This window comes from uncultured Lamprocystis sp. (assembly GCF_903933125.1).
In the GTDB taxonomy this organism is placed as follows: Bacteria; Pseudomonadota; Gammaproteobacteria; order Chromatiales; family Chromatiaceae; genus Thiodictyon.
The window spans coordinates 1-20,856 of record NZ_CAIZIZ010000476.1 but is presented as its reverse complement, the minus strand read 5'-3'; the positions used below and the strand labels follow the sequence as shown (position 1 = coordinate 20,856).

The window sequence follows — 20,856 nt, the reverse complement described above, 5'->3', positions numbered from 1 at the left end:
ATCCACTTCTATAAAGAAGATCTAAACACCGGGGGAGCAAGCGGACCGGCGAGGGTGCTGCCACAGGCAGGGGATCCGTTCCATAGCGGCACGGGCTGGGTACCGCGAACATCCTGCCCGCGGACTGCCCGTGCGGCGGGCGGGGGCGCGACGGGCGTCGGGACGCCGCGCCACGCCGTCCGGGCCCTTGCGCGCTCGACGGCGAACGCCGCGACCGTTTGGACGGTCTGGCGCTGTAGATCGTCCACCGCCGCGACGATACCGGCGACGAAGGAGCGACCGGCGCCGCGTTCCGCCACCGCCATCGCGCTGTGGGCCTGGCGGAAACCTTCCAGCAGCTGTGCCACTGCGCCTCGCCGGTGCTGCAGCGTTTGGGCGCGCTCGCAACGCGCCGCCGCGTTCGCCTCGAGCAAGTCTGCGCGCACCGCGGCCTGGCGCTCGCCCGCCTCCGCGCGGATGTCAGCCACGGCGCCGCCCAAGCGGGCGAGGTCGGCGTTGCGCGCTCTCCGCTCGGAGGCGGCCATGTCGACATGCGCCGCGCGAAACTCCGCTTGGAGCGTCTCCACACTGCTTTTCAGTTCGCCCATGAAGGCGTGTGCAGCCTCCGTTACCGCTTCGCGGGTGTCGGCGATCAGGGTTTGGCGGGCGACGCGTTCGGAGGCGATCTCCTCGCGCAGCCGTCCCATATCTTCGGCAAAACGGCCCATCAGATTGCTCCTAGTGACTGACACTGGTGGCGAATTCGCTACTCCATTGAAGGAACCAGCCTCTAGATTCTGCTATCAAGGGGTTAGGGGCTCTCAGGACATTTCGCCACTCGTGTCAGTGACTCGGTGCAAACTGGAGCCATTTGTTGTCGAGGGGCGGGCTTCCCGGTGTGGCTTCCTGCCGGCTTGTTCGCTTATCTTGTGTAAAGCATAGATCGCGCCAGAACCTGCTTCCCTGTGCAGATTATTTAATTTTTATGATAACAATGGCTTGAAGTTCTGGTGCCCGCGTGAGGCGAGCATCCAGGGCGGTCTGAAGTGGTCTCGCTATGGAATGGATTCCATATGCCTGTTAGCGGTTCCATAGCATTCACGGAATCCTTGCGATAACGCATGTGCATTAAGGGGAAATCCGGCTCATTTCTTGCTTTATGTTTCTTAGTGCCTGAGTAAAAACTTCTTTTCCAAGAAATGTGGTATCTCTATGCAGACAGGTGTTTCCTGGATGATGTTCAGCAATGGCGCGGGGAGCGAGATATGACAGCAATTTCTGAGCCGGATCTCCTCCAAGTCCGACCGACGGCCAGGCGGATGCCCGTCGCGCCGACCTGGGCCTGTTCGAGGCCGCGCTGACTGCGCTCAAGGCCGTGGGCCGGGGAGCGCACGCTGAGGTGATTTCCGGGAAAGGATCGACCGAGGTGTAGGGGCGACTTTAGTCGCCCCAGAATCGTCCCTACAGCCGAGGCATTTGCGCTGTGACGAAAGAAGCGCAGCATCTAGTGGCTGCAAGCCCCTGTGACCACAACATCTGGGCACAGCGCAAATGCCTCCAGCCCTACGGATTTTGCAGGCATGCGCAGTCGGGATATCTAATTACGGGAATCGCCTAAGTCCGCCGCCCCCACCCAGCCAGGCTCCTGGCGATAATGTATCAATACCGCCGAGGTATCGAGTAAGTGGATCATGCATCCTCGACCACGGGGCGATAGGCGATCTTCTCCAGCGTCTGATAGCGGTACTGATCCTGGGCGGGTCCCCAGTAGGCCAGATTGATGTAGAGGTGGTCGTCACCCTCCGGCATCTGGGTCTCCGGTACCAGGGTCGGTTCGGAGCGCAACCGCTCGTGCAGGGCCTTGATGCTGGCCGCACCCTGGAACTGGCCGTCTTTCCAGGCTCCGTCCAGGAGTTCGATGGGGCGCACCCCGAGATTGAAGTTGTAGTGGGTGGAGAGGAATTGTTGGAGTGCCTGGCGCACCGGCCCTTCCAGGTCGCGTGGCCCGTTGGCGGGCAGCGAGAGGAACACCCGCAGCGGGGTCGGTCCATCGTAGCGGTGCGATTGCAGAATTTGGGAGGGAAAGAGCCGCAGTGGGCAGTGGTCCAGGACTTTCTGGTTCTCCTGTAGATCCAGGGCGGTCTGGCGCTGCCGGGTCGCCATGGCCCATTCCTGTTCCCGCCGCTCCTTGGCCTGTTGCCGCTGCTCCTCGCGCTGGGCCTCGAACTGCTGCTGCTGGAAGGCGCGTTGCTGGGCGCCTTCCTGGGCCGCGATTTGCCTCTGTGAGCGCCGTGTAAAGTGACTGGAGATCGCGTTGAAGGCGAGCAGGGTGGCGTAGGAGGAGGGGTCCATGGCTGATCCAGGTTGGCGGCTAGGGTGTCGGCGGATGTGCTTGTGGCGTCCGGCTCGTGTATTTGCACGCGACCGATGCCGCCGCGTCAAGCGACCGATGGTGGATGCGGCGCGCGCGACCTCTGTGCCGGGTCCCTGACGCCGAGCGGCGGTAACTTCTCAATAAGTCACGGCAAGCCCACGGGCTACCCTTGGAGAAACATAGACTTGCGGAGCCGCATCGGCTGTTTGCCGCGGGTTATTGAGAAGTTACGAGCGGCGAGCGGCGCGCCTTATCCACCCTACACGTCCCGAAGGGCGAGCCCGCATCGTGAACCGGCCTCGGCTGCAGCACCAATTGAGTTTGCGCACCGCCCCGACTATTCTTACAGGTTGAGATTTTGCTAGCGAGGCGGCGATATGGGTGCCAGGACCCTCTACGATAAACTGTGGGACGAGCATGTGGTGCGGGTGGATGAGGACGGCACGGCGCTGCTCTACATCGATCGCCAACTCGTTCATGAAGTGACTTCGCCCCAGGCGTTCGAGGGGCTGCGCCTGGCCGGCCGGCGCCCGTGGCGGGTGGCGGCGAATCTGGCAGTGCCGGATCACAATGTGCCGACCGCCAATCTCGCGGCGGGGATCACCGACCCGGTCTCGCGCCTGCAGGTGGAGACGCTGGACGAGAACTGCCGCAGTTTCGGTATCACCGAGTTCGCCATGGGCGATCCGCGTCAGGGGGTCGTCCATGTGATCGGTCCGGAGCAGGGCTTCACCCTGCCGGGCAGTACGGTGGTCTGCGGCGACTCGCATACCGCCACCCATGGTGCCTTCGGTGCACTGGCCTTCGGGATCGGCACCTCGGAGGTCGAGCATGTGCTCGCCACCCAGTGTCTGCTCCAGCGCAAGTCCAAGGCGATGCTGATCAGCATCGACGGGGATCTGGGGCCGGGCGTGACCGCCAAGGACATCGTGCTCGCCGTCATTGGCGTCATCGGCACCGCCGGCGGTACCGGTTATGTGGTCGAGTTCGGCGGCACGGCGATCCGTGCGCTCTCGCTGGAAGGCCGCATGACGGTCTGCAACATGGCGATCGAGGCGGGTGCGCGGGCCGGTCTGGTGGCGGTCGACGAGAAGACCATCGAGTACATGCGCGGCCGTCCGCTGGCCCCCAAGGGCGACCTCTTCGAACGCGCGGCGGCCCATTGGCGCACTCTGGTCAGCGACCCGGATGCCCGGTTTGATCAGATCATCCGGCTCGCCGCCGCTGAGATCCAGCCGCAGGTCACCTGGGGCACCTCGCCCGAACAGGTGGTTGCGGTCGACGGCAAGGTGCCCGATCCGGCCGCCGAGCCCGATCCGGTGAAAGCCGGCAGCATGCGCCATGCCCTGAGTTATATGGGGCTCAGGCCCGGTACGCCGATCACCGAGATCCGCCCGGACAAGGTCTTCATCGGTTCCTGCACCAACTCGCGGATCGAGGACCTGCGGGCGGCCGCCGCCGTGGTCGCGGGCCGCCAGGTTGCCGACAGTATCAAGCTGGCGCTGGTGGTTCCGGGTTCCGGATTGGTGAAAGCGCAGGCGGAGGCCGAGGGGCTGGACCGGATTTTCACCGCCGCCGGTTTCGAATGGCGTGAACCCGGCTGCTCCATGTGTCTGGCGATGAACGCGGACCGGCTGGAGCCGGGTGAGCGTTGCGCCTCGACCTCGAATCGCAATTTTGAGGGCCGCCAGGGACCGGGCGGGCGCACCCACCTGGTGAGTCCTGCCATGGCGGCCGCGGCCGCGGTCACTGGTCATTTCGTCGACGTGAGGACCCTCTGAATGGAGCCGTTCAAGAACTTCACCGGCAGCGTGGTGCCGCTGGATCGGGCTAATGTGGACACCGACGCCATCATCCCCAAGCAGTTTCTGAAAAGCATTAAGCGCAGCGGCTTTGGGCCCTATCTGTTTGATGAATGGCGGTATCTGGACCACGGTGAGCCGGGTATGGATTGCACCAACCGGCCGCTCAATACGTCGTTCGTCCTCAATGACCCGCGCTATGCCGGTGCCGAAATCCTGCTGGCGCGCGAGAATTTCGGTTGTGGGTCCTCCCGTGAGCATGCCCCCTGGGCCCTGGCTGACTTCGGCATCCGGGTCATCCTGGCCCCGAGTTACGCCGACATATTTTTTAGCAATTGCTTTAAAAATGGCATATTACCGATTGTTCTTGAGGCAGAAATCATCGATCGTCTGTTTGCTCAAGCGACGGGTGCAGAGGCCCTGCGGCTGGTGGTGGATCTGCCGCGGCAGACCCTGACCCTGGGCAGCGAGTCCATCGCGTTCACGGTGGATGCCTTCCGCAAGCAGTGTCTGATCGAGGGCCTCGACGATATCGGCTTGACGCTCAAGCACGTGGACAGCATCCGTGCCTTTGAAGCGCGGCGGCGAGTCGAGGCCCCTTGGGTCTTTCTTGCGGATCAGACCTGACCCCGGCGCACCGCCGTGAACCGCGTCAGCGCGGATCAGATGCAGCGTTTAGAATTGGAGATAATGAATTGACGAAAAAGGTGTTAGTGCTGCCTGGTGACGGCATCGGCCCGGAGATCGTGGGCGAGGCGGTCAAGCTGCTTAAGGCGCTCCAGGCGCAGGGTGCCATCGCGGTCGAGCTGGAGCACGGGTTGGTGGGCGGCGCGGCCTATGACGTGTTCGGTGATCCACTGCCCGCGCAGACCCTGGAGGCCGCCCGCGCCGCGGATGCCGTCCTGTTGGGGGCGGTCGGCGGACCCAAGTGGGAGCCCCTGCATATTTCCAAGCGTCCGGAGAAAGGGTTGTTGGGGCTGCGTGCCGGTCTGGGACTTTTCGCCAACCTGCGCCCGGCGATTCTGTATCCGCAGTTGGCCGGGGCCTCGAGCCTCAAGCCGGAGGTGGTCTCGGGGCTCGACATCATGATCGTGCGCGAGCTGACCGGAGACATCTATTTCGGTCAACCGCGCGGGGTCGAGACCCTGGCCTCCGGCGAGCGCCGCGGGGTCAACACCATGGTCTATACCGAGTCGGAGATCGAGCGCATCTGCCGCGTCGCCTTCGACCTGGCGCGCAAACGCGACCGGCGGGTCTGTTCGGTGGACAAGGCCAACGTGCTGGAATGCACCGAGTTGTGGCGCGAGGTGGCGACCCGCGTCGGGGCCGATTACCCGGATGTCGCGCTGAGTCACATGTATGTGGACAATGCGGCCATGCAACTGGTGCGCGCACCCAAGCAGTTCGATGTCATGGTGACCGGCAATCTGTTTGGTGACATTCTGTCGGACTGTGCGTCCATGCTCACCGGGTCGATCGGCATGTTACCCTCGGCATCGCTGAACGCGGCCGGACAGGGCATGTATGAGCCGATCCACGGCTCGGCCCCGGACATCGCGGGCCAGGGTGTGGCCAATCCGCTGGCCACCCTGTTGTCGGTGGCCATGATGCTGCGCTATTCGCTTGGAGCGCCGGAGGCGGCGCAGCGGATCGAAGCGGCGGTTTCCACGGTGCTCGATCAGGGCCTGCGCACCCCGGATATCCTGTCGGCCGGGATGCGCCGGGTGGGGACCGTGGAGATGGGGGATGCGGTAGTGGCGGCCTTGCCGGCTTGAGCCTGTTTCGACTGATAAAGTAAGTATCGGATGTAATGAGATGAATCGTGTAGGTTTTATCGGCTGGCGCGGCATGGTGGGGTCGGTCCTCATGGACCGGATGCGGGCGGAACAGGATTTTGACCTGATCGACGCACCGCGTTTTTTCAGCACCTCGCAGGTCGGCCAACCGGGACCGGATTTGGGTCGCGTCGGCGGCCCCCTGCTCGACGCCGGTGCGATCGACGCGCTGGGTGAGATGGACATCCTGGTCACCTGTCAGGGCGGGGACTACACCAAGGAGGTGCATCCCAAGCTGCGCGCCGCCGGGTGGGATGGTTACTGGATCGATGCCGCCTCGGCGCTGCGGATGCAGCCCGACGCCACCATTATCCTGGACCCGGTGAACCGCGAGCTGATCGACGCCGCGCTGGCGGCCGGTCGGCGCGACTTCATCGGCGGCAATTGCACCGTGAGCCTGATGCTGATGGCCATCGGCGGGTTGCTGCGGGCGGGTCTGGTGGAATGGATCAGCGCCATGACCTACCAGGCCGCGTCCGGAGCCGGCGCCAAGAACATGCGCGAGTTGCTGCAGCAGATGGGTGCGCTCCATGATAGCGCGGCACCGCTGCTCGCCGATCCGGCCTCGGCGATCCTGGAGATCGATCGGGCGGTGACCGTGACCCTGCGCGATGCGGCCTTTCCGACCGCCAGCTTCGGTGCGCCGTTGGCCGGCAGTCTGATCCCCTGGATCGATACCCAACTGGAGAATGGTCAGAGCCGCGAAGAGTGGAAGGGACAGGCAGAAACGAACAAAATTCTCGGTCTGGACCAGCAGTCCATCCCGGTCGATGGACTCTGCGTGCGGGTTGGTGCGATGCGTTGCCACAGTCAGGGACTCACCATCAAGCTCACTGACGACCTGCCCGTGGCCGAGGCGCAGCGGATCATCGCCGCCGCGAACGACTGGGTGCGGGTGATTCCCAACGAGCGGGCGCAGACCGTCCGTGACCTGTCGCCGGCCGCGGTGACCGGACGGCTGGAGGTGCCGGTCGGGCGTCTGCGCAAGATGAATCTCGGGGAGCGCTATCTGGCGGCCTTCACCGTCGGTGATCAGTTGCTCTGGGGTGCGGCCGAGCCGTTGCGGCGGATGCTGCGGATCCTCCTCGAGCGCTAGTTCAGGGTCAGCGGGCTGCCGCCGCGGTGTAGCCTTGGTGAAAGGGGGGAGATTCATATATAGTTCGACCCGTAAGGTGAAGTCATCGTTGAGTTCGCACCGTGTCTGCGGATGTTGCCCGGTATCGACTCCCCGCTACGGGTTGATCGAATCGCCCATGCAGCCGTTTCTTGGTGAACGAGGGAGTAGGATGTCTCGCAAGTTTTACCTGGCGTCGATGCTGGTCCCGGCTCTGGCCGTGACCGATGCGTATGCCTTGGGCGTGGGTGGAATGCGTCTGCAATCCGCGCTCAATCAGCCCTTTGCGGGCGAAATCGAGCTTCTGGACGTGAAGTCGGACGAGCTCGACACGATCAAGGCACAGATCGCCCCGCAAGCGGAGTTCAACAAGGCCGGTGTCGAGCGCTACCACCACCTGGGCAAGCTGCGGCTAAGCCCGCAACTCTCACCGCGCGGCAATCCGGTGATCCGCATCACCAGCCGGGAACCCATCCGTGAGCCCTACATGGACTTCCTGGTCGAAGTCGTGTGGCCGAATGGACGCCTGGTCAAGCAGTTCACCCTCCTGCTGGACCCGGCGGTCACCGCTTCCCGGTCCGCGCCGCCGATCGAGCAGCCCATGGCGAGTGCGCGGCCGGCGCGCACGGAAACCCCGTCGGCCGCGGTTGAACCGCCGCTCCCGGCCCGCGCCAGGAAGGCCGCGCCGCCGCCGGTCGAAGCCGCGCCGCCGCGCGCCGCGCCGCCGGTTGCGGCAAGCAGCGGTGGGTTCCCGAAGCGCTTTGGTCCGATTCGTCCAGGCACTGGACTCTGGCGTCTGGCGCGCGGTCGGACTCCAGCGGGTGCCACGGTGTCGCAAACCGCCATGGCACTCTATCGGAATAATCAGGACGCCTTCATCCGCGGCGACATCAATCGGCTGATCGTCGGCAAAACGCTAACCATACCGAGTGCGGACGAATTGTTTGCCCTGGGGCCGGATGCCGCCAGCCGGGAGTTCACGGCCGCGCTGAAGGGTGATCCGGTGCGCCGTGCTCCGCTGACCGACCCGACCGCGCCGCCGCAACCGGCCCTGGCGGGCGAGTCGCGATTGAAGATCGCCGGGACCGCTCCCGCGGGTGAAGCGCGCGCCGCGACCGCTGGCCCCGGCGCAGTGGGTATGGAGGAGGAACTTCTGCTGGTTCGCGAGGCGAGCGAGAGTACCCGTCAGGAAACGGTAGAAATGCGGGGGCGCATTCGGGACCTCGAGTCCCAGCTCTCGGAGATCCAACGACTGCTGCAGCTGCGTAACGCGGAGCTTGCCCGCATTCAGGGCGGGGAACAACCGGCGCCGGGCGTGCTGAACGCGGGTCAGCCTGCTCAAGCGCCGGGTGGTCCGGGAGCGGGCATGGCGGGTGCCGCAGCGCCGGGTGGTCCGGGCGCGGGCATGGCGGGTGCCACAGCGCCGGGTGGTCCGGGAGCGGGCACGGTGGGTGCCGCGGCGCCGGGTGGTCCGGGCGCGGGCACGGTGGGTGCCGCAGCACCGGGTGGTCCGGGCGCGGGCATGGCGGGTGCCGCGGCGCCGGGTGGTCCGGGCGCGGGCATGGCGGGTTCACCGGCGTCCGGTGCGGCAGTAACGCCGGAGGCCCCGCCAGACTTGATCGCGTCACTGGGATCGGTCGGTGGTCTACCCCCGGATGACGCGACTGTCGGTGGGGCACCTGGTGAGTTGCTCGACGGCAGTCCAGCGGCGGCCGGTGCGCTGCCGCTGGATGCCGCGGTCGGCGGGAGTGCCGCGCCGGGAACCCTCGCTGCATCCTTGCCCACGGCACCCATGGCCGTACCGAGTCCAGCTTCGATCGCGTCAACCGCAGCGTCCCTGCCGGTTGCGGTTTCACTGCCGACCAATCAGTCAGCGATGCCGATGCCGGCCAACACGGCGAGTCCGGTTGCCAGTGCCGAGGGCGATTCCGCCTGGCGTGCGCTGCTGCTGCCGTTGGCCGGTGTCGCCGCCGCGACGGCCCTGGGTATCGGTGTGTTGATGTGGCTGCGTTCACGGCGTCGCATCGGGCGCGATTCGAGTGTTGAGTTCGATTCTCGCGAGGTACCTGAAAACCTGGTGCTCGGGTCGGCACGCAAGATGATGTCTCCAGGCGTCGGTCAAAATTCGGAATTGCGTGCGTCGGCGGTGCCGGGCGCACTCGATTCCCCGTCCGCGGCGTTCTCGCCATTTGGACGGGTTGAGCCGGAAACGGAAGAGGCCGATGTCATCTCCGAGGCTGACATCTACATCGCCTATGGCCGCTATCGCGAGGCTGAGGAACTCCTGCGGGATGAACTCAAACGCAGCCCCGACCGCCTGGATCTTCAGTTCAAGCTCGCGGAGGCCTACTACGGTGCCAAGAACTCGCAAGCGCTGGGTGATCTGCTGCGGCAGGTCCAGGCCACCGGCGGCGATCAGGTCAATCCGGAGCGTTGGAAGCGCCTGGTCAATATGGCTGCTGCCGTGCAGCCGGGCGGCGTTGACGATAGTCTCGCGGTGACGCCGGTGCGCGCCGCGCCTGACGCGGGACATTTCGAATCGTCGATCGAACGTTTTCTCGGTTCCAACGCGCGCACGCTTGGTGACGCCTACTCCGCACCGTCCACGCCGAGCATCGATCGTACCGTGCCCGGGGTCGAACTGCTGCGCGATTCCTTCGGCGGCAATTCCGATGATGTCTACTCCCTTGATATCAGCGATGCACGCAAGCCGTCAGCCGACCTGGCACTGCGCGAGGTGCCGCGTCCTTTGGCGGACCCGGTTGCGGATCGCGAGGTTCGCCCGGTAGCGGAGGTCCTGTCCGGTTGGTCTCCGTCCGAGCGTGACAAGAGTGCGGCGACGCCGCCGGAGCCATCGTTGCTGTCGGGCAGTGCGCCTGACCGCCAGCCGGACAGCGACCCTCTGCACCTTGAGGTCCCGCCGAGTGACGACAACGATCGGCTGTTCTCCGGCGGGCTATCCGACCTGGAGCTGACTATTGAGGACCTGCGGGCGGCCAGTGAGCTCGATCTCCGGACGTTCGATGACACGGCGTCCGGGACCACTGAGTCGGGAACCACGGGCGATCGTTCCGGGCCCGCGGCGGAGCCGGTCAGGCCGAAAGGCGAGATGGCCGGAGTTGGCGCAGGAAAAGGCGCGGGTACCGTACTGCCGGTGCTCTTCGGGACTCAGGAAGACAGTGCATCCAGCGACCTGCTGTCATCGCAGTGGCCGATGGATCCGGGGCTCTGGGATGAGACGGCGACGAAACTCGATCTGGCGCGCGCTTACGTCGAGATGGGGGACCAGGACTCGGCCAAGGGTATCCTTGAAGAGGTGCTGAGCGAGGGCAACGAGGAGCAGCGCGGCGAGGCCCAGGTATTGCTGCGGCGCATCGGTTGAATCGCCTCATCCCCAGCAGGTTTTGCTGCCACCCGACCGCGTGCGGCGCAGCGGTGGCGGTCCAGACGTGGAGCGTGCTTGATGTCCGCTGATGGGCCGTCACGTCGGCGGATCGTGCTGGGCGTCGAGTACGACGGTTCCGGCTATTGCGGCTGGCAGACCCAAGCGCAGGGACGCACGGTCCAGGAGACTCTGGAAGGGGCGGTCTCGACGGTCGCTGACCATCCGGTTCGCATCCACTGTGCCGGACGCACCGACGCGGGCGTCCATGCATTGGAGCAGGTCGTCCATTTCGATACCGTTGCCGATCGCACGGAGCGCGCCTGGGTGCTCGGGACCAACGTCAACCTCCCGCGGGACTGCGCCGTGCGTTGGGCGCGTCAGGTGCCTGAGCCCTTTCATGCCCGTTTTTCCGCCTGCGCCCGCCACTATCGCTACCGCATCCTGACCCGTACCACCCGTTCCGCACTGGAGCGCGACCGCGCCCTGTGGGTCCATCAGCCGCTGGACCTCGAGCGGATGCAGGCGGCGGGTCGCGCGCTGCTGGGCGAGCATGATTTCAGCAGCTTCCGCGCGGCCGGCTGTCAGGCCAAGAGCCCGGTGCGGCGGATGCACTACTTGGACCTGCGGCGGGATGGCGAGGTGATCGATCTGGCGACCGGGGCGAACGGTTTCCTGCAGCATATGGTGCGCAATATTGTCGGAGTCTTGATCGCCATTGGCCGCGGTGAGGCATCGGTGGACTGGACTCGGGAACTGCTCGCGGTGCGTGATCGAAGCGTCGGCGGGGTGACGGCGCCGCCGCAGGGACTGTTTTTCGTGCGTGCGGACTACCCGGTGGAGTACGCGCTGCCGCAGGCGGCCGGGGTGACTCGACCGGAGGCCGCCGCTTTAGCGGGCGGCGGGGACGCGTCCGGCTGAAGCCTCGATCGCCGGTGTGGCCGCTGGTCGCTGTCAACGATTGAATGCGCAGAAATAGTCGGTGCAATAACGATGCGAACCCGGGTTAAAATCTGCGGCCTCACTCGGCCGGAGGATGTGCGTGCCGCGGTGGCGGCGGGTGTCGATGCCATCGGCCTGGTGTTCTATCCGCCGAGTCCGCGGGCGGTGACGCCCGCTCAGGCGAGTGCACTGTGCCGACTGATACCGCCGTTCGTGACGACGGTCGGACTCTTCGTCGATGCGTCTTCGACAGCAGTCCGTCAGGTCCTTGAGCAGGTCCCGCTCGAACTCTTGCAGTTTCATGGCGACGAGCCGCCCGAACTGTGCGGGAGTTTCGGCCGACGCTGGATCAAGGCCGTGCGGATGCGCCCGGGGCTCGATCTCATGGCCCAGGCGGCGCGCTATGAAGCCGGCGCCGGGCTCCTTCTCGACGCCTACGCCCCGGGGTTGCCCGGCGGGACCGGGGCCACCTTTGATTGGGCGCGGATACCGCCTGAGCTGGCCTCCCGGATCGTCCTGGCCGGAGGGCTTGATCCAGGGAACGTGGCTTCCGCGATTCGTCGGGTACGTCCTTACGCGGTCGATGTGAGCGGCGGCCTGGAGGCCGCCAAAGGCGTCAAAGATCCGGCGAAAATTCATGCTTTTATGCAAGGGGTACGCGATGGCGACACAAGCGGCGACGATGGCCGAGACGATTGATGACCGACGTTCGCGGGCGGACGTCCGGGCGCGAACACCCTATCACTGGCCGGACGCGGACGGTCATTTCGGCCCCTATGGCGGCCTGTTCGTGCCCGAAACACTGATGCAGCCGCTCACCGAACTGCGCGAGGCCTATGAACGCTATCTGAGCGATCCGCAGTTTCAAGCCGAACTCGACGCTGATCTGCAGGATTACGTTGGCCGGCCCTCGCCGATCTATCTCGCCGAGCGCTGGAGCCGCGAACTCGGCGGCGCCCGGATCTTCCTGAAGCGCGAGGATCTCAACCACACCGGTGCCCACAAGATCAACAACACCGTGGGCCAGGCCCTGCTCGCCAGGCGCATGGGCAAGACCCGCATCATCGCCGAGACGGGCGCCGGCCAGCATGGGGTGGCCAGCGCAACCGTGGCGGCGCGCCTGGGACTGGAATGCGTGGTCTACATGGGCGAGGTCGATGTGGCCCGGCAGGAGGCCAATGTCTACCGCATGCGGCTGCTCGGTGCCCGCGTGGTGCCGGTCAAGTCCGGCTCACGGACGCTCAAGGATGCGCTGAACGAGGCGATGCGCGATTGGGTCACCAATATCGACAACACCTTCTACATCATCGGCACCGTCGCCGGTCCGCACCCCTATCCGGCCATGGTGCGGGACTTCCAGTCGGTGATCGGGCGCGAGGCCCGCGCCCAGATGCTGGCGCGCACCGGGCGCCTGCCCGACGCCCTGATCGCCTGCGTCGGTGGCGGGTCCAACGCCATTGGTCTGTTCTACCCGTTCATTGAGGACAGCGAAGTGGCCATGTACGGGATCGAGGCCGCCGGCGACGGGCTTGAGACCGGCCGCCATGCCGCGCCGCTCAACGCCGGCCGGCCGGGCGTGCTGCACGGCAATCGCACCTATCTCATGGAGGACAGCAACGGCCAGATCATCGAAACCCACTCGGTCTCCGCCGGTCTGGACTATCCGGGGGTCGGTCCCGAGCACGCCTGGCTCAAGGATACCGGGCGTGCCCGTTATGACGCCATCACCGACAATGAAGCCTTGGCCGCCTTCCACTCCCTGACCCGCACCGAGGGCATTATCCCGGCTCTGGAGTCGAGCCATGCCCTGGCCTACGCGGCCAAACTCGCCCCCACCATGCGCCGCGAGCAGAGCATTCTGGTGAACCTGTCCGGTCGTGGGGACAAGGATATGCACACCGTCGCCAAGCACGAGGGCCTGATCCTGTGAGTCGTATCGCTGCCCGTTTCGAGTCCCTGCGCGAGCGCGGACGCACTGCCCTGATCCCCTTCGTCACCGCCGGTGATCCGGATTCCGCGACCACCGTTGCGCTCATGCATGCGATGGTCGCCGCCGGGGCGGACCTGATCGAGCTGGGCGTGCCCTTTTCCGACCCCATCGCCGATGGCCCGGTGATCCAGCGCGCGACCGATCGTGCACTTGCCAACGGCATCGCCCTGAGCGATGTCATCGCCATGGTGCGCGACTTCCGTGCCACGGATGCGCAGACCCCGGTCGTGCTGATGGGCTATCTCAATCCGATCGAGGTCATGGGCTACGCGCAGTTCGCCGCGCAGGCTGCGGCGGCCGGCGTGGATGGTGCGCTGGTGGTGGACGTCCCGCCGGAGGAGGGGCACGACCTGGTTGGCGCGCTGCGCGCCCAGGGGCTCGATCTCGTCTATCTGCTGGCCCCGACCTCGACCGAGCAGCGCATCCGTCGCATCGGCGCGGCCGCCTCCGGTTTCGTCTACTACGTCTCGGTCAAGGGGGTCACCGGCGCCGGTCATCTCGACCTGGCCGGTGTCGCCGACCGGGTAGGTTTGATCAAGTCACTGATCCCCTTGCCGGTCGGAGTCGGATTCGGGATCAAGGACGCGGCGACCGCAGCCGCCGTCGCGCGTCTTGCCGACGCGGTGATCGTCGGCAGCGCCATCGTCAGTCAGATCGAAGACCTCGCCGCCACCCCGCAGCGGATTCCTGCCGTGATCGGCGATTTCCTGGCCGGCCTGCGCGCCGCGATGGACGGAGCCGATCGTGGCTAAAAGAGTGATCGATACCGAGGACTTGCGCGAAAAGACCATGAGTTGGTTCGAAAAGCTGATGCCGAGCCGCATCCGCACCGAGGCGAGCCACAAGCGTGCCGTCCCGGAAGGGATCTGGGCCAAGTGCCCCGGCTGCAACGCGATCCTTTATCGTGCCGAACTCGAACGCAACCTGGAGGTCTGCCCCAAGTGCAATCATCACAACCGCATCCGCGCGCGGCGGCGGCTGGACTGCTTTCTCGATGCTGAACCGCGCGAGGAGTTGGGCGCCGAGATGGAATCGGCTGATCCGCTCAAGTTCAAGGATCTCAAGCGCTATAAAGATCGCTTGATCGCGGCCCAGAAGCAGACCGGCGAGAAGGAGGCACTGGTGGTGCTGCGCGGTCGGCTGAAAGGCGAGCCGGTGGTGGCGGCTGCCTTCGAGTTCGAGTTCATGGGGGGCTCCATGGGTTCGGTAGTCGGTGAACGTTTCGTGCGCGGTATGGACAGCGCCCTGGAAAACGGCGCGGCCCTGGTGTGTTTTTCGGCTAGTGGCGGGGCGCGGATGCAGGAGAGTCTGTTCTCGCTCATGCAGATGGCCAAGACCAGCGCGGCCCTGGGGCAGTTGCGGGCGCGCGGTCTGCCCTTCATCTCGGTGATGACCGATCCCACCATGGGCGGCGTCTCGGCCAGTCTGGCGATGCTCGGAGACATCAATATCGCCGAACCCGGTGCGCTGATCGGCTTCGCCGGTCCCCGCGTCATTGAGCAGACGGTGCGCGAGAAACTCCCGGAGGGTTTCCAGCGCAGTGAATTCCTGATGGAGAAGGGCGCCTTGGATATGATCGTCGACCGTCGTGACCTGCGTGAACGTGTCAGCGATCTGCTGGCGATCCTCGCGCGCCGGCCGCGGCCCTGAGCATCGCAATGCCGATGAAGACCCTGGATGAATGGCTTGCCTGGCAGAGCACACTGCACCCGAATCGCATGGCGCTTGGGCTGGAGCGGGTGGCCGACGTGTGGTCGCGGCTGGGCGTGCCTGGCCTGGGTTGTCCGGTCATCACCGTCGGCGGGACCAACGGCAAGGGGTCCTGCGTGGCCTTGATCGAGGCCATGGCGCAGGCCGCGGGCTATCGCACGGCCTGCTACACCTCGCCGCATCTGTTGCGTTACAACGAGCGGGTGCGCATCAATGGTGAAGCGGTGACGGATGAGGCACTGTGCGCGGCCTTTGCCCGGGTGGAGGGCGCCCGTGGCGCGACGCCGTTGACCTATTTCGAGTTCGGCACCCTGGCCGCGCTCGACCTGTTCGCGGCCGCCGGGCCGGATCTGGTCGTGTTGGAAGTGGGGCTGGGCGGGCGGCTCGACGCGGTGAATCTGATCGACGCGGATTGTGCGGTGGTGACCTCGATCGGTCGCGACCACATGGCCTGGCTGGGTGAGACCCCGGATGCCATCGCCGTGGAGAAGGCGGGTATTTTCCGTTGCGGTCGCCCGGCGATCATCGGTCAGCCGGATGCCCCCGAGCGACTGCGCGCCCAGGCGCAGCTGCTGGGCGCACCGGTGTTCCAGGTGGGCCGCGAACTCGGTATGGAGCGCGATGCGCAGAGCGGCGGCTGGATCTGGCGGGGGAGCGATGGCGAACGCCTGGCCTTGCCGATACCGGCCATGCGCGGCGCCCATCAGCTCCACAATGCCGCCGCCGCGCTGGCGTCGCTGCGCAGTCTGCGGGCGCGGCTGCCGCTGCCGGTGCAGGCGATTCGGGCCGGTCTCGGGCGGGCACGGCTGCCCGGTCGCTTCCAGGTGGTCCCCGGCACGGTCACCTGGATTCTGGATGTCGCGCACAACCCGCAGGCCGCCGCGGCCCTGGCGGAGAATCTGCGCGGATTTCGCGGTTCCGGGCGGGTGCGGGCCGTCTTCGGCGTGCTGGCGGACAAGGAGGCGGAGGCGGTCGCGGCACCACTGAAGCCCCTGGTTGATGCCTGGTATCTCACCGCCAGCCGGGACGCGCGCGCCATGCCGGCCGCCCGGCTGGCGGAGTGTTTGTCTGATGTCCTTGACGGGACGCAACACGCGGTCTGGGCCAGTGTTCCGGAGGCCATCGACGCCGCCGTGGCCGCGTCTGCGCCCGGCGATTGTTTGCTGATTTACGGTTCGTTCACGATCGTCGGTGAGGCACTCGCGCGGCCGATCGAGTGAGTCGCCCATGCTGCTATACTGCGCGGCCAAGGCAGCGGCGCGTCCAAGTGTATGCCGTCCAGTATTGGTCTGTTCGCCGGCGGAGAGAAGTGTCTATGCGAGAAGGTGCCAAGAAACGATTGATCGGTGCGCTGGTGCTCGTCACTCTGGCGGTCATCTTCGTGCCCATGTGGTTCGAGCCCGAGTCCTCCCTGGACACCCTGCCGCCGATTCAGGAGTCCATGTCGCGCGCTCCGGGCTTCGATCCGAAAGTACAGACGGAGGTTTTCCTGCGGCCGGAGGACTCCGGTGTCGGCGGGATCAATGAGACCCGGTTGACTGTCTCCGAGCCTCTGGCGTTGCCCGCGGCTGGAGACGCTGGAGCGGGCGGCGCGGCCGCAACAATGCCGCGCCCGGCCGCTGTCGGGGCCGCCAAGCCGCCCAAGGCAGAGCCGCCGACGGCCACTGCAATCGTGCCGCCGCGCGGTGCCACCGACGGCATGCCATCCTGGGTGATCCAGGTCGCCAGTGTCGCCACACCGGAGGGCGCGGCCGACCTGGAGCGTAAGCTGCGCGCGGGCGGCTTCACGGCCTTCGTGGAAAAGGCGACTGTCAACGGCAAGGTGTATTACCGGGTGCGGGTGGGTCCGGAACTGGATCGTGCCCGCGCCGAGCAGACCGCCGCGCGTCTGCGTGAGCGTCACAAGGTCAACACACTGATCACGAATTATCCATAAGGGCCGCGCTTGCGCGCCCGCGCTGGGGAGCCGCTATGAACTGGGTCGATATGGCGATCGTTGCGATCATCCTGGTGTCCGCGCTGATCGGGCTGGCGCGTGGACTGATCCGGGAGGTCTTGTCGCTGGCCGTCTGGGTGGCGGCACTGGGTGTCGCTTACCTCTACCATAAGGGGGTGGCGGACGTGCTGACGGCCCAGATCGCCCAGCCGAACGTGCGGGTCGGTGTCGCCTTCGTGGGTCTGGTCCTGGTGGTGCTGATTCTGGGCTCCATTATCGGGGCACTCCTGACGGCGCTGATCGATAAGACCGGGCTGACGGGCGTCGATCGGGTGCTGGGGCTGATTTTTGGTGCGGCCCGCGGGGGTGTGGTGGTCGCCATGGCGGTGTTCCTGGCGGCCCTGACCCCGCTGCCGGAGGAGCCCTGGTGGCAGGAATCCGGAGTCATCGTTCAGTTTCAGCATGCCGCCGACTGGCTTTTGGGCCTGGTCCCGTCGGGCATCCAGGAGCAGTTGAAGCGGGCCTGAGTTTATCTGCACCGGATACCGCTCGAGCGGCGATTGCCCGGACGCCAAGGCGTCATGGCAACCTCATCGGCGGCGGCCTTGGTGCGGCACGGTTGCGGTGAGCCCCGTTCTCGGGTAGCTTGCCGCGCTTCCTGTTTTTCGGCGTCCGTCTGCGGTAGACGCGCGAGTGAGGTCTCCCATGTGCGGCATCGTCGGCATCGTCGGTAAGGGGCTGGTCAATCAGGCGCTCTATGACGCCCTGCTGGTGCTCCAGCACCGCGGGCAGGACGCGGCGGGGATCGTGACCTGCGAGGGGGAGCGGCTGCACTTGCGCAAAGACCAGGGGCTGGTGCGCGATGTCTTTCGCACTCGCAACATGCTCCAGTTGCGCGGCACCATGGGCCTGGGTCATGCGCGCTACCCGACCGCCGGGGCCGCCAGTTCCGCCGAGGCCCAGCCCTTCTACGTCAATTCTCCTTACGGCATCGTGTTGGCCCACAACGGGAATCTGACCAACGCAGAGGACCTGAAGCGCGACCTCTTCGTCGATGACCTGCGTCACATCAATACCGACTCGGATTCGGAGGTGCTGCTCAACATTTTCGCCCACGAGTTACAGGTTCAGGGCAAGTTGCGCATTGATGAGCAGGACATCTTTCGGGCCGTGTCCGGTGTGCACCGGCGCTGTCGCGGCGGCTATGCCGCGGTGGCGATGATTCCGGGTTTCGGCGTCTTCGGCTTTCGCGATCCCTTCGGCATCCGTCCGCTGATCTACGGCCGACGGGAAACCGACGAGGGCACCGAGTACATGATTGCGTCGGAGTCCGTGGCCCTGAACACCCTGGGGTTCACCCTGATTGCCGATGTGGCCCCCGGCGAGGCTGTTTTTATCAGCTTGGACGGCGAACTCCATACCCAGCAGTGTGCCGCCGCGCCGGTCCTCTCCCCCTGTATTTTCGAGTTTGTCTATCTGGCGCGGCCCGATTCCATCATCGACAACATCTCAGTGCACAAGGCACGCTCGCGGATGGGTAAACGGCTGGCTGCCAAGATCAAGCGTGAATGGGCCGCCCACGACATCGATGTCGTCATCCCGATCCCGGACACCAGCCGCACTGCCGCGCTGCAACTCGCCAATCATCTGAATCTGCCGTACAGCGAAGGCTTCATCAAGAATCGCTATATCGGCCGCACCTTCATCATGCCCGGTCAAAAGGTGCGTAAACAGTCGGTCCGTCAGAAGCTCAACGCCATCGATCTGGAGTTCAAGAAGAAGAACGTCCTGCTGGTCGATGATTCCATCGTGCGCGGGACCACCTCCCAGCAGATTATCCAGATGGCGCGCGAGGCCGGCGCCAATCGGGTCTATTTCGCCTCCGCCGCGCCGCCGGTCCGTTTTCCGAATGTCTATGGCATCGATATGCCTTCCGCAGTCGAGTTGGTCGCGCACGGGCGTACCGCCGATGAAGTGGCCGCCTTTCTGGGCGCCGACGGGCTGATCTATCAGGATCTGGACGATCTGATCCAGGCCGTTCAGAAGCGGGGCAAGAGCCATGTGGACCGCTTCGACTGCTCGGTTTTCGACGGGCACTATGTCACCGGGGATGTGACCGCGGATTACCTCCAGCATCTCGAGACAAACCGCAACGACCATGCCAAGGAGGTTCACTCCCTGTACAGCGAGAATGTCATTGGACTGCACAATACCGCCTGAAGACGCATTGAACCCTGCTTTGCCGGATCCTGGATCGGCGCCCGGCTTTGCCACCCGCGCGGTGCGTGTCGGGCACCATCGCACTCCCGAAGGGGAGCACGCCGAACCCATCTTCACCACGTCCAGTTTCGTCTTCGGCAGCGCCGCCGAGGCCGCGGCACGCTTTTCCGGGGAGCAAGCGGGGAATATCTACTCGCGTTTCACCAACCCCACGGTGCGCGCCTTCGAGGAGCGACTGGCCTCGCTGGAGGGTGGGGCGTCCTGCGTGGCCACGGCCTCGGGCATGGCCGCCATTCTCGCGGTCTGTATGGGCCTGCTCAAGGCCGGGGATCATATCGTTTCCTCGCGCAGCGTCTTCGGCAGCACCACCATGCTGTTCAACAAGTACCTGACCCGGTTCGGCATCACTACCAGCTATGTGGCATTGAGCGATGTGGCAGCCTGGGCCGCGGCGATCCGCCCGCAGACCCGGCTGCTGTTCTGCGAGACCCCGTCCAACCCCCTGACCGAGATGGCCGATCTGCGTGCCCTGGCACAGCTCGCGGGCGCTCACGCCTGTCTGCTGGCGGTCGATAACTGCTTCTGCACCCCGGCCCTGCAGCGTCCGTTGGAGTGGGGCGCGGATCTGGTCATCCATTCGGCGACCAAATATCTGGACGGGCAGGGGCGCTGTATCGGCGGTGCCGTCGTCGGTGACCGGAAACTGGTCGGTGAGGAGGTCTTCGGCGTCCTGCGCACCGCCGGACCGACCATGAGCCCATTCAATGCCTGGGTCTTCCTCAAGGGGCTGGAGACGCTGGAACTGCGGATGCAGGCACATACGCGCGCCGCGGCGGACCTCGCCTGCTGGCTGAACGAACAGCCCGCCGTCGCGCAGGTCTACTATCCCGGACTGCCGAACCACCCGCAGCATCATCTGGTCGGCGTGCAGCAGCAGGGCGGCGGCGGCATTGTCGCATTCGACGTACGCGGCGGCCGGACCGGGGCCTGGCAGGTGATCGACGCCACGCGCATGCTCTCCATCACCGCGAATCTGGGCGATGTAAAGACCACCATCACCCACCCGGCCACCACCACCCACGGGCGTCTGAGTCCGGAGGAGCGGGCGGCGGCCGGGATCGGCGAGGGGCTGGTGCGGGTCGCCGTGGGGTTGGAGTCGAGCGCGGATATTCGGGCGGATCTGGCGCGAGGGCTGGCGCTGGTGGAGGATGAGTATAGCCATCGGACGTGATAGCCGGACGTAGGGGCGGGTTTTAACCCCGCCCCTACACGAGTGTCTGTCCGGATATCAGGTACGAAGGCTATAACCGCCGAAACCGCGCCGACGACACGGTTCAGGTGGAATCGGGCAGTCTCCCCATCATGCACGACACCAGGCTATCATCACCGCCGAGCTACCCCGATGATAACGGAGCCCCGTGCCATGTCCAAGATCCGCCGCGAGCCCGCCATTGGCCCCTTTCGCGCCGACCAGTTGCGCGAGGGTGATCGTTATGAACTCTCCAACGGCCATCCCCTCTACTGTGCCCCGGCGCGGCGCGAGCATGCCGCGCCCAATCTGATCGGGGCTGC

General features: G+C 65.7%; 17 protein-coding genes and 1 pseudogene. 16 read left to right on the top strand and 2 right to left on the bottom strand.

Annotated elements, in window-relative coordinates:
- Positions 1-8: 8 nt before the first annotated feature.
- The gene (locus QZY03_RS26040; protein WP_295586126.1) at positions 9-707 is read right to left on the bottom strand and encodes a hypothetical protein; all 699 of its coding nucleotides are present in this window, start codon (positions 705-707) and stop codon (positions 9-11) included.
- A 961-nt stretch (positions 708-1,668) separates the two neighbouring features.
- Entirely contained in the window at positions 1,669-2,331 is a 663-nt protein-coding gene (locus tag QZY03_RS26035; RefSeq protein WP_295586123.1) for a hypothetical protein, read from the bottom strand.
- Positions 2,332-2,730: 399 nt separating this feature from the next.
- Here QZY03_RS26035 and leuC point away from each other — a divergent pair, with 399 nt between their 5' ends.
- The 16 genes and pseudogenes from leuC to QZY03_RS25955 form a co-directional block, all read left to right on the top strand.
- On the top strand, positions 2,731-4,134 hold the full coding sequence (leuC, locus tag QZY03_RS26030; RefSeq protein WP_295586121.1) for a 3-isopropylmalate dehydratase large subunit: 1,404 nt from the start codon (positions 2,731-2,733) through the stop codon (positions 4,132-4,134).
- Positions 4,135-4,782, top strand: a complete 648-nt coding sequence (gene leuD, locus QZY03_RS26025; RefSeq protein WP_295586119.1) for a 3-isopropylmalate dehydratase small subunit — start codon at positions 4,135-4,137, stop codon at positions 4,780-4,782.
- 68 nt (positions 4,783-4,850) lie between these two features.
- Positions 4,851-5,930 carry a 3-isopropylmalate dehydrogenase gene (gene leuB / locus QZY03_RS26020; RefSeq protein ID WP_295586117.1) on the top strand — a complete coding sequence of 360 codons (1,080 nt, stop codon included), beginning with the start codon at positions 4,851-4,853 and terminating at the stop codon, positions 5,928-5,930.
- Between the two features lie 40 nt (positions 5,931-5,970).
- Positions 5,971-7,086, top strand: a complete 1,116-nt coding sequence (gene asd, locus QZY03_RS26015; RefSeq protein WP_295586115.1) for an aspartate-semialdehyde dehydrogenase — start codon at positions 5,971-5,973, stop codon at positions 7,084-7,086.
- A gap of 190 nt (positions 7,087-7,276) precedes the next feature.
- Entirely contained in the window at positions 7,277-10,486 is a 3,210-nt protein-coding gene (locus tag QZY03_RS26010) for a FimV/HubP family polar landmark protein (RefSeq protein ID WP_295586113.1), read from the top strand.
- 81 nt (positions 10,487-10,567) lie between these two features.
- Complete coding sequence (gene truA, locus QZY03_RS26005; RefSeq protein WP_295586111.1) at positions 10,568-11,407, top strand: tRNA pseudouridine(38-40) synthase TruA; 840 nt, start codon at positions 10,568-10,570, stop codon at positions 11,405-11,407.
- A gap of 72 nt (positions 11,408-11,479) precedes the next feature.
- A complete protein-coding gene (locus QZY03_RS26000) occupies positions 11,480-12,127 on the top strand; it encodes a phosphoribosylanthranilate isomerase (protein WP_295586108.1) in 648 nt (215 codons plus the stop codon).
- Complete coding sequence (gene trpB, locus QZY03_RS25995; RefSeq protein WP_295586106.1) at positions 12,090-13,358, top strand: tryptophan synthase subunit beta; 1,269 nt, start codon at positions 12,090-12,092, stop codon at positions 13,356-13,358. The genes QZY03_RS26000 and trpB overlap by 38 nt, the downstream gene beginning before the upstream one ends.
- Positions 13,355-14,170 (top strand): tryptophan synthase subunit alpha, encoded by an 816-nt coding sequence (gene trpA / locus QZY03_RS25990; RefSeq protein ID WP_295586104.1) that lies wholly within the window; start codon positions 13,355-13,357, stop codon positions 14,168-14,170. The genes trpB and trpA overlap by 4 nt, the downstream gene beginning before the upstream one ends.
- 37 nt (positions 14,171-14,207) lie before the next feature.
- Entirely contained in the window at positions 14,208-15,068 is an 861-nt protein-coding gene (gene accD, locus QZY03_RS25985) for an acetyl-CoA carboxylase, carboxyltransferase subunit beta (protein ID WP_295586162.1), read from the top strand.
- An 8-nt stretch (positions 15,069-15,076) separates the two neighbouring features.
- Entirely contained in the window at positions 15,077-16,348 is a 1,272-nt protein-coding gene (gene folC, locus QZY03_RS25980; protein ID WP_295586101.1) for a bifunctional tetrahydrofolate synthase/dihydrofolate synthase, read from the top strand.
- 95 nt (positions 16,349-16,443) lie between these two features.
- Positions 16,444-17,064: an SPOR domain-containing protein gene (locus tag QZY03_RS25975; RefSeq protein ID WP_295586099.1), complete on the top strand. Its 621-nt coding sequence runs from the start codon at positions 16,444-16,446 to the stop codon at positions 17,062-17,064.
- 35 nt (positions 17,065-17,099) lie between these two features.
- On the top strand, positions 17,100-17,591 hold the full coding sequence (locus tag QZY03_RS25970; RefSeq protein WP_295586096.1) for a CvpA family protein: 492 nt from the start codon (positions 17,100-17,102) through the stop codon (positions 17,589-17,591).
- 178 nt (positions 17,592-17,769) lie between these two features.
- On the top strand, positions 17,770-19,284 hold the full coding sequence (purF, locus tag QZY03_RS25965; protein WP_295586094.1) for an amidophosphoribosyltransferase: 1,515 nt from the start codon (positions 17,770-17,772) through the stop codon (positions 19,282-19,284).
- Between the two features lie 7 nt (positions 19,285-19,291).
- Entirely contained in the window at positions 19,292-20,515 is a 1,224-nt protein-coding gene (locus tag QZY03_RS25960) for an O-succinylhomoserine sulfhydrylase (protein ID WP_295586091.1), read from the top strand.
- Positions 20,516-20,686: 171 nt separating this feature from the next.
- Positions 20,687-20,856, top strand: a pseudogene (locus tag QZY03_RS25955) (Uma2 family endonuclease); the annotation flags it as partial.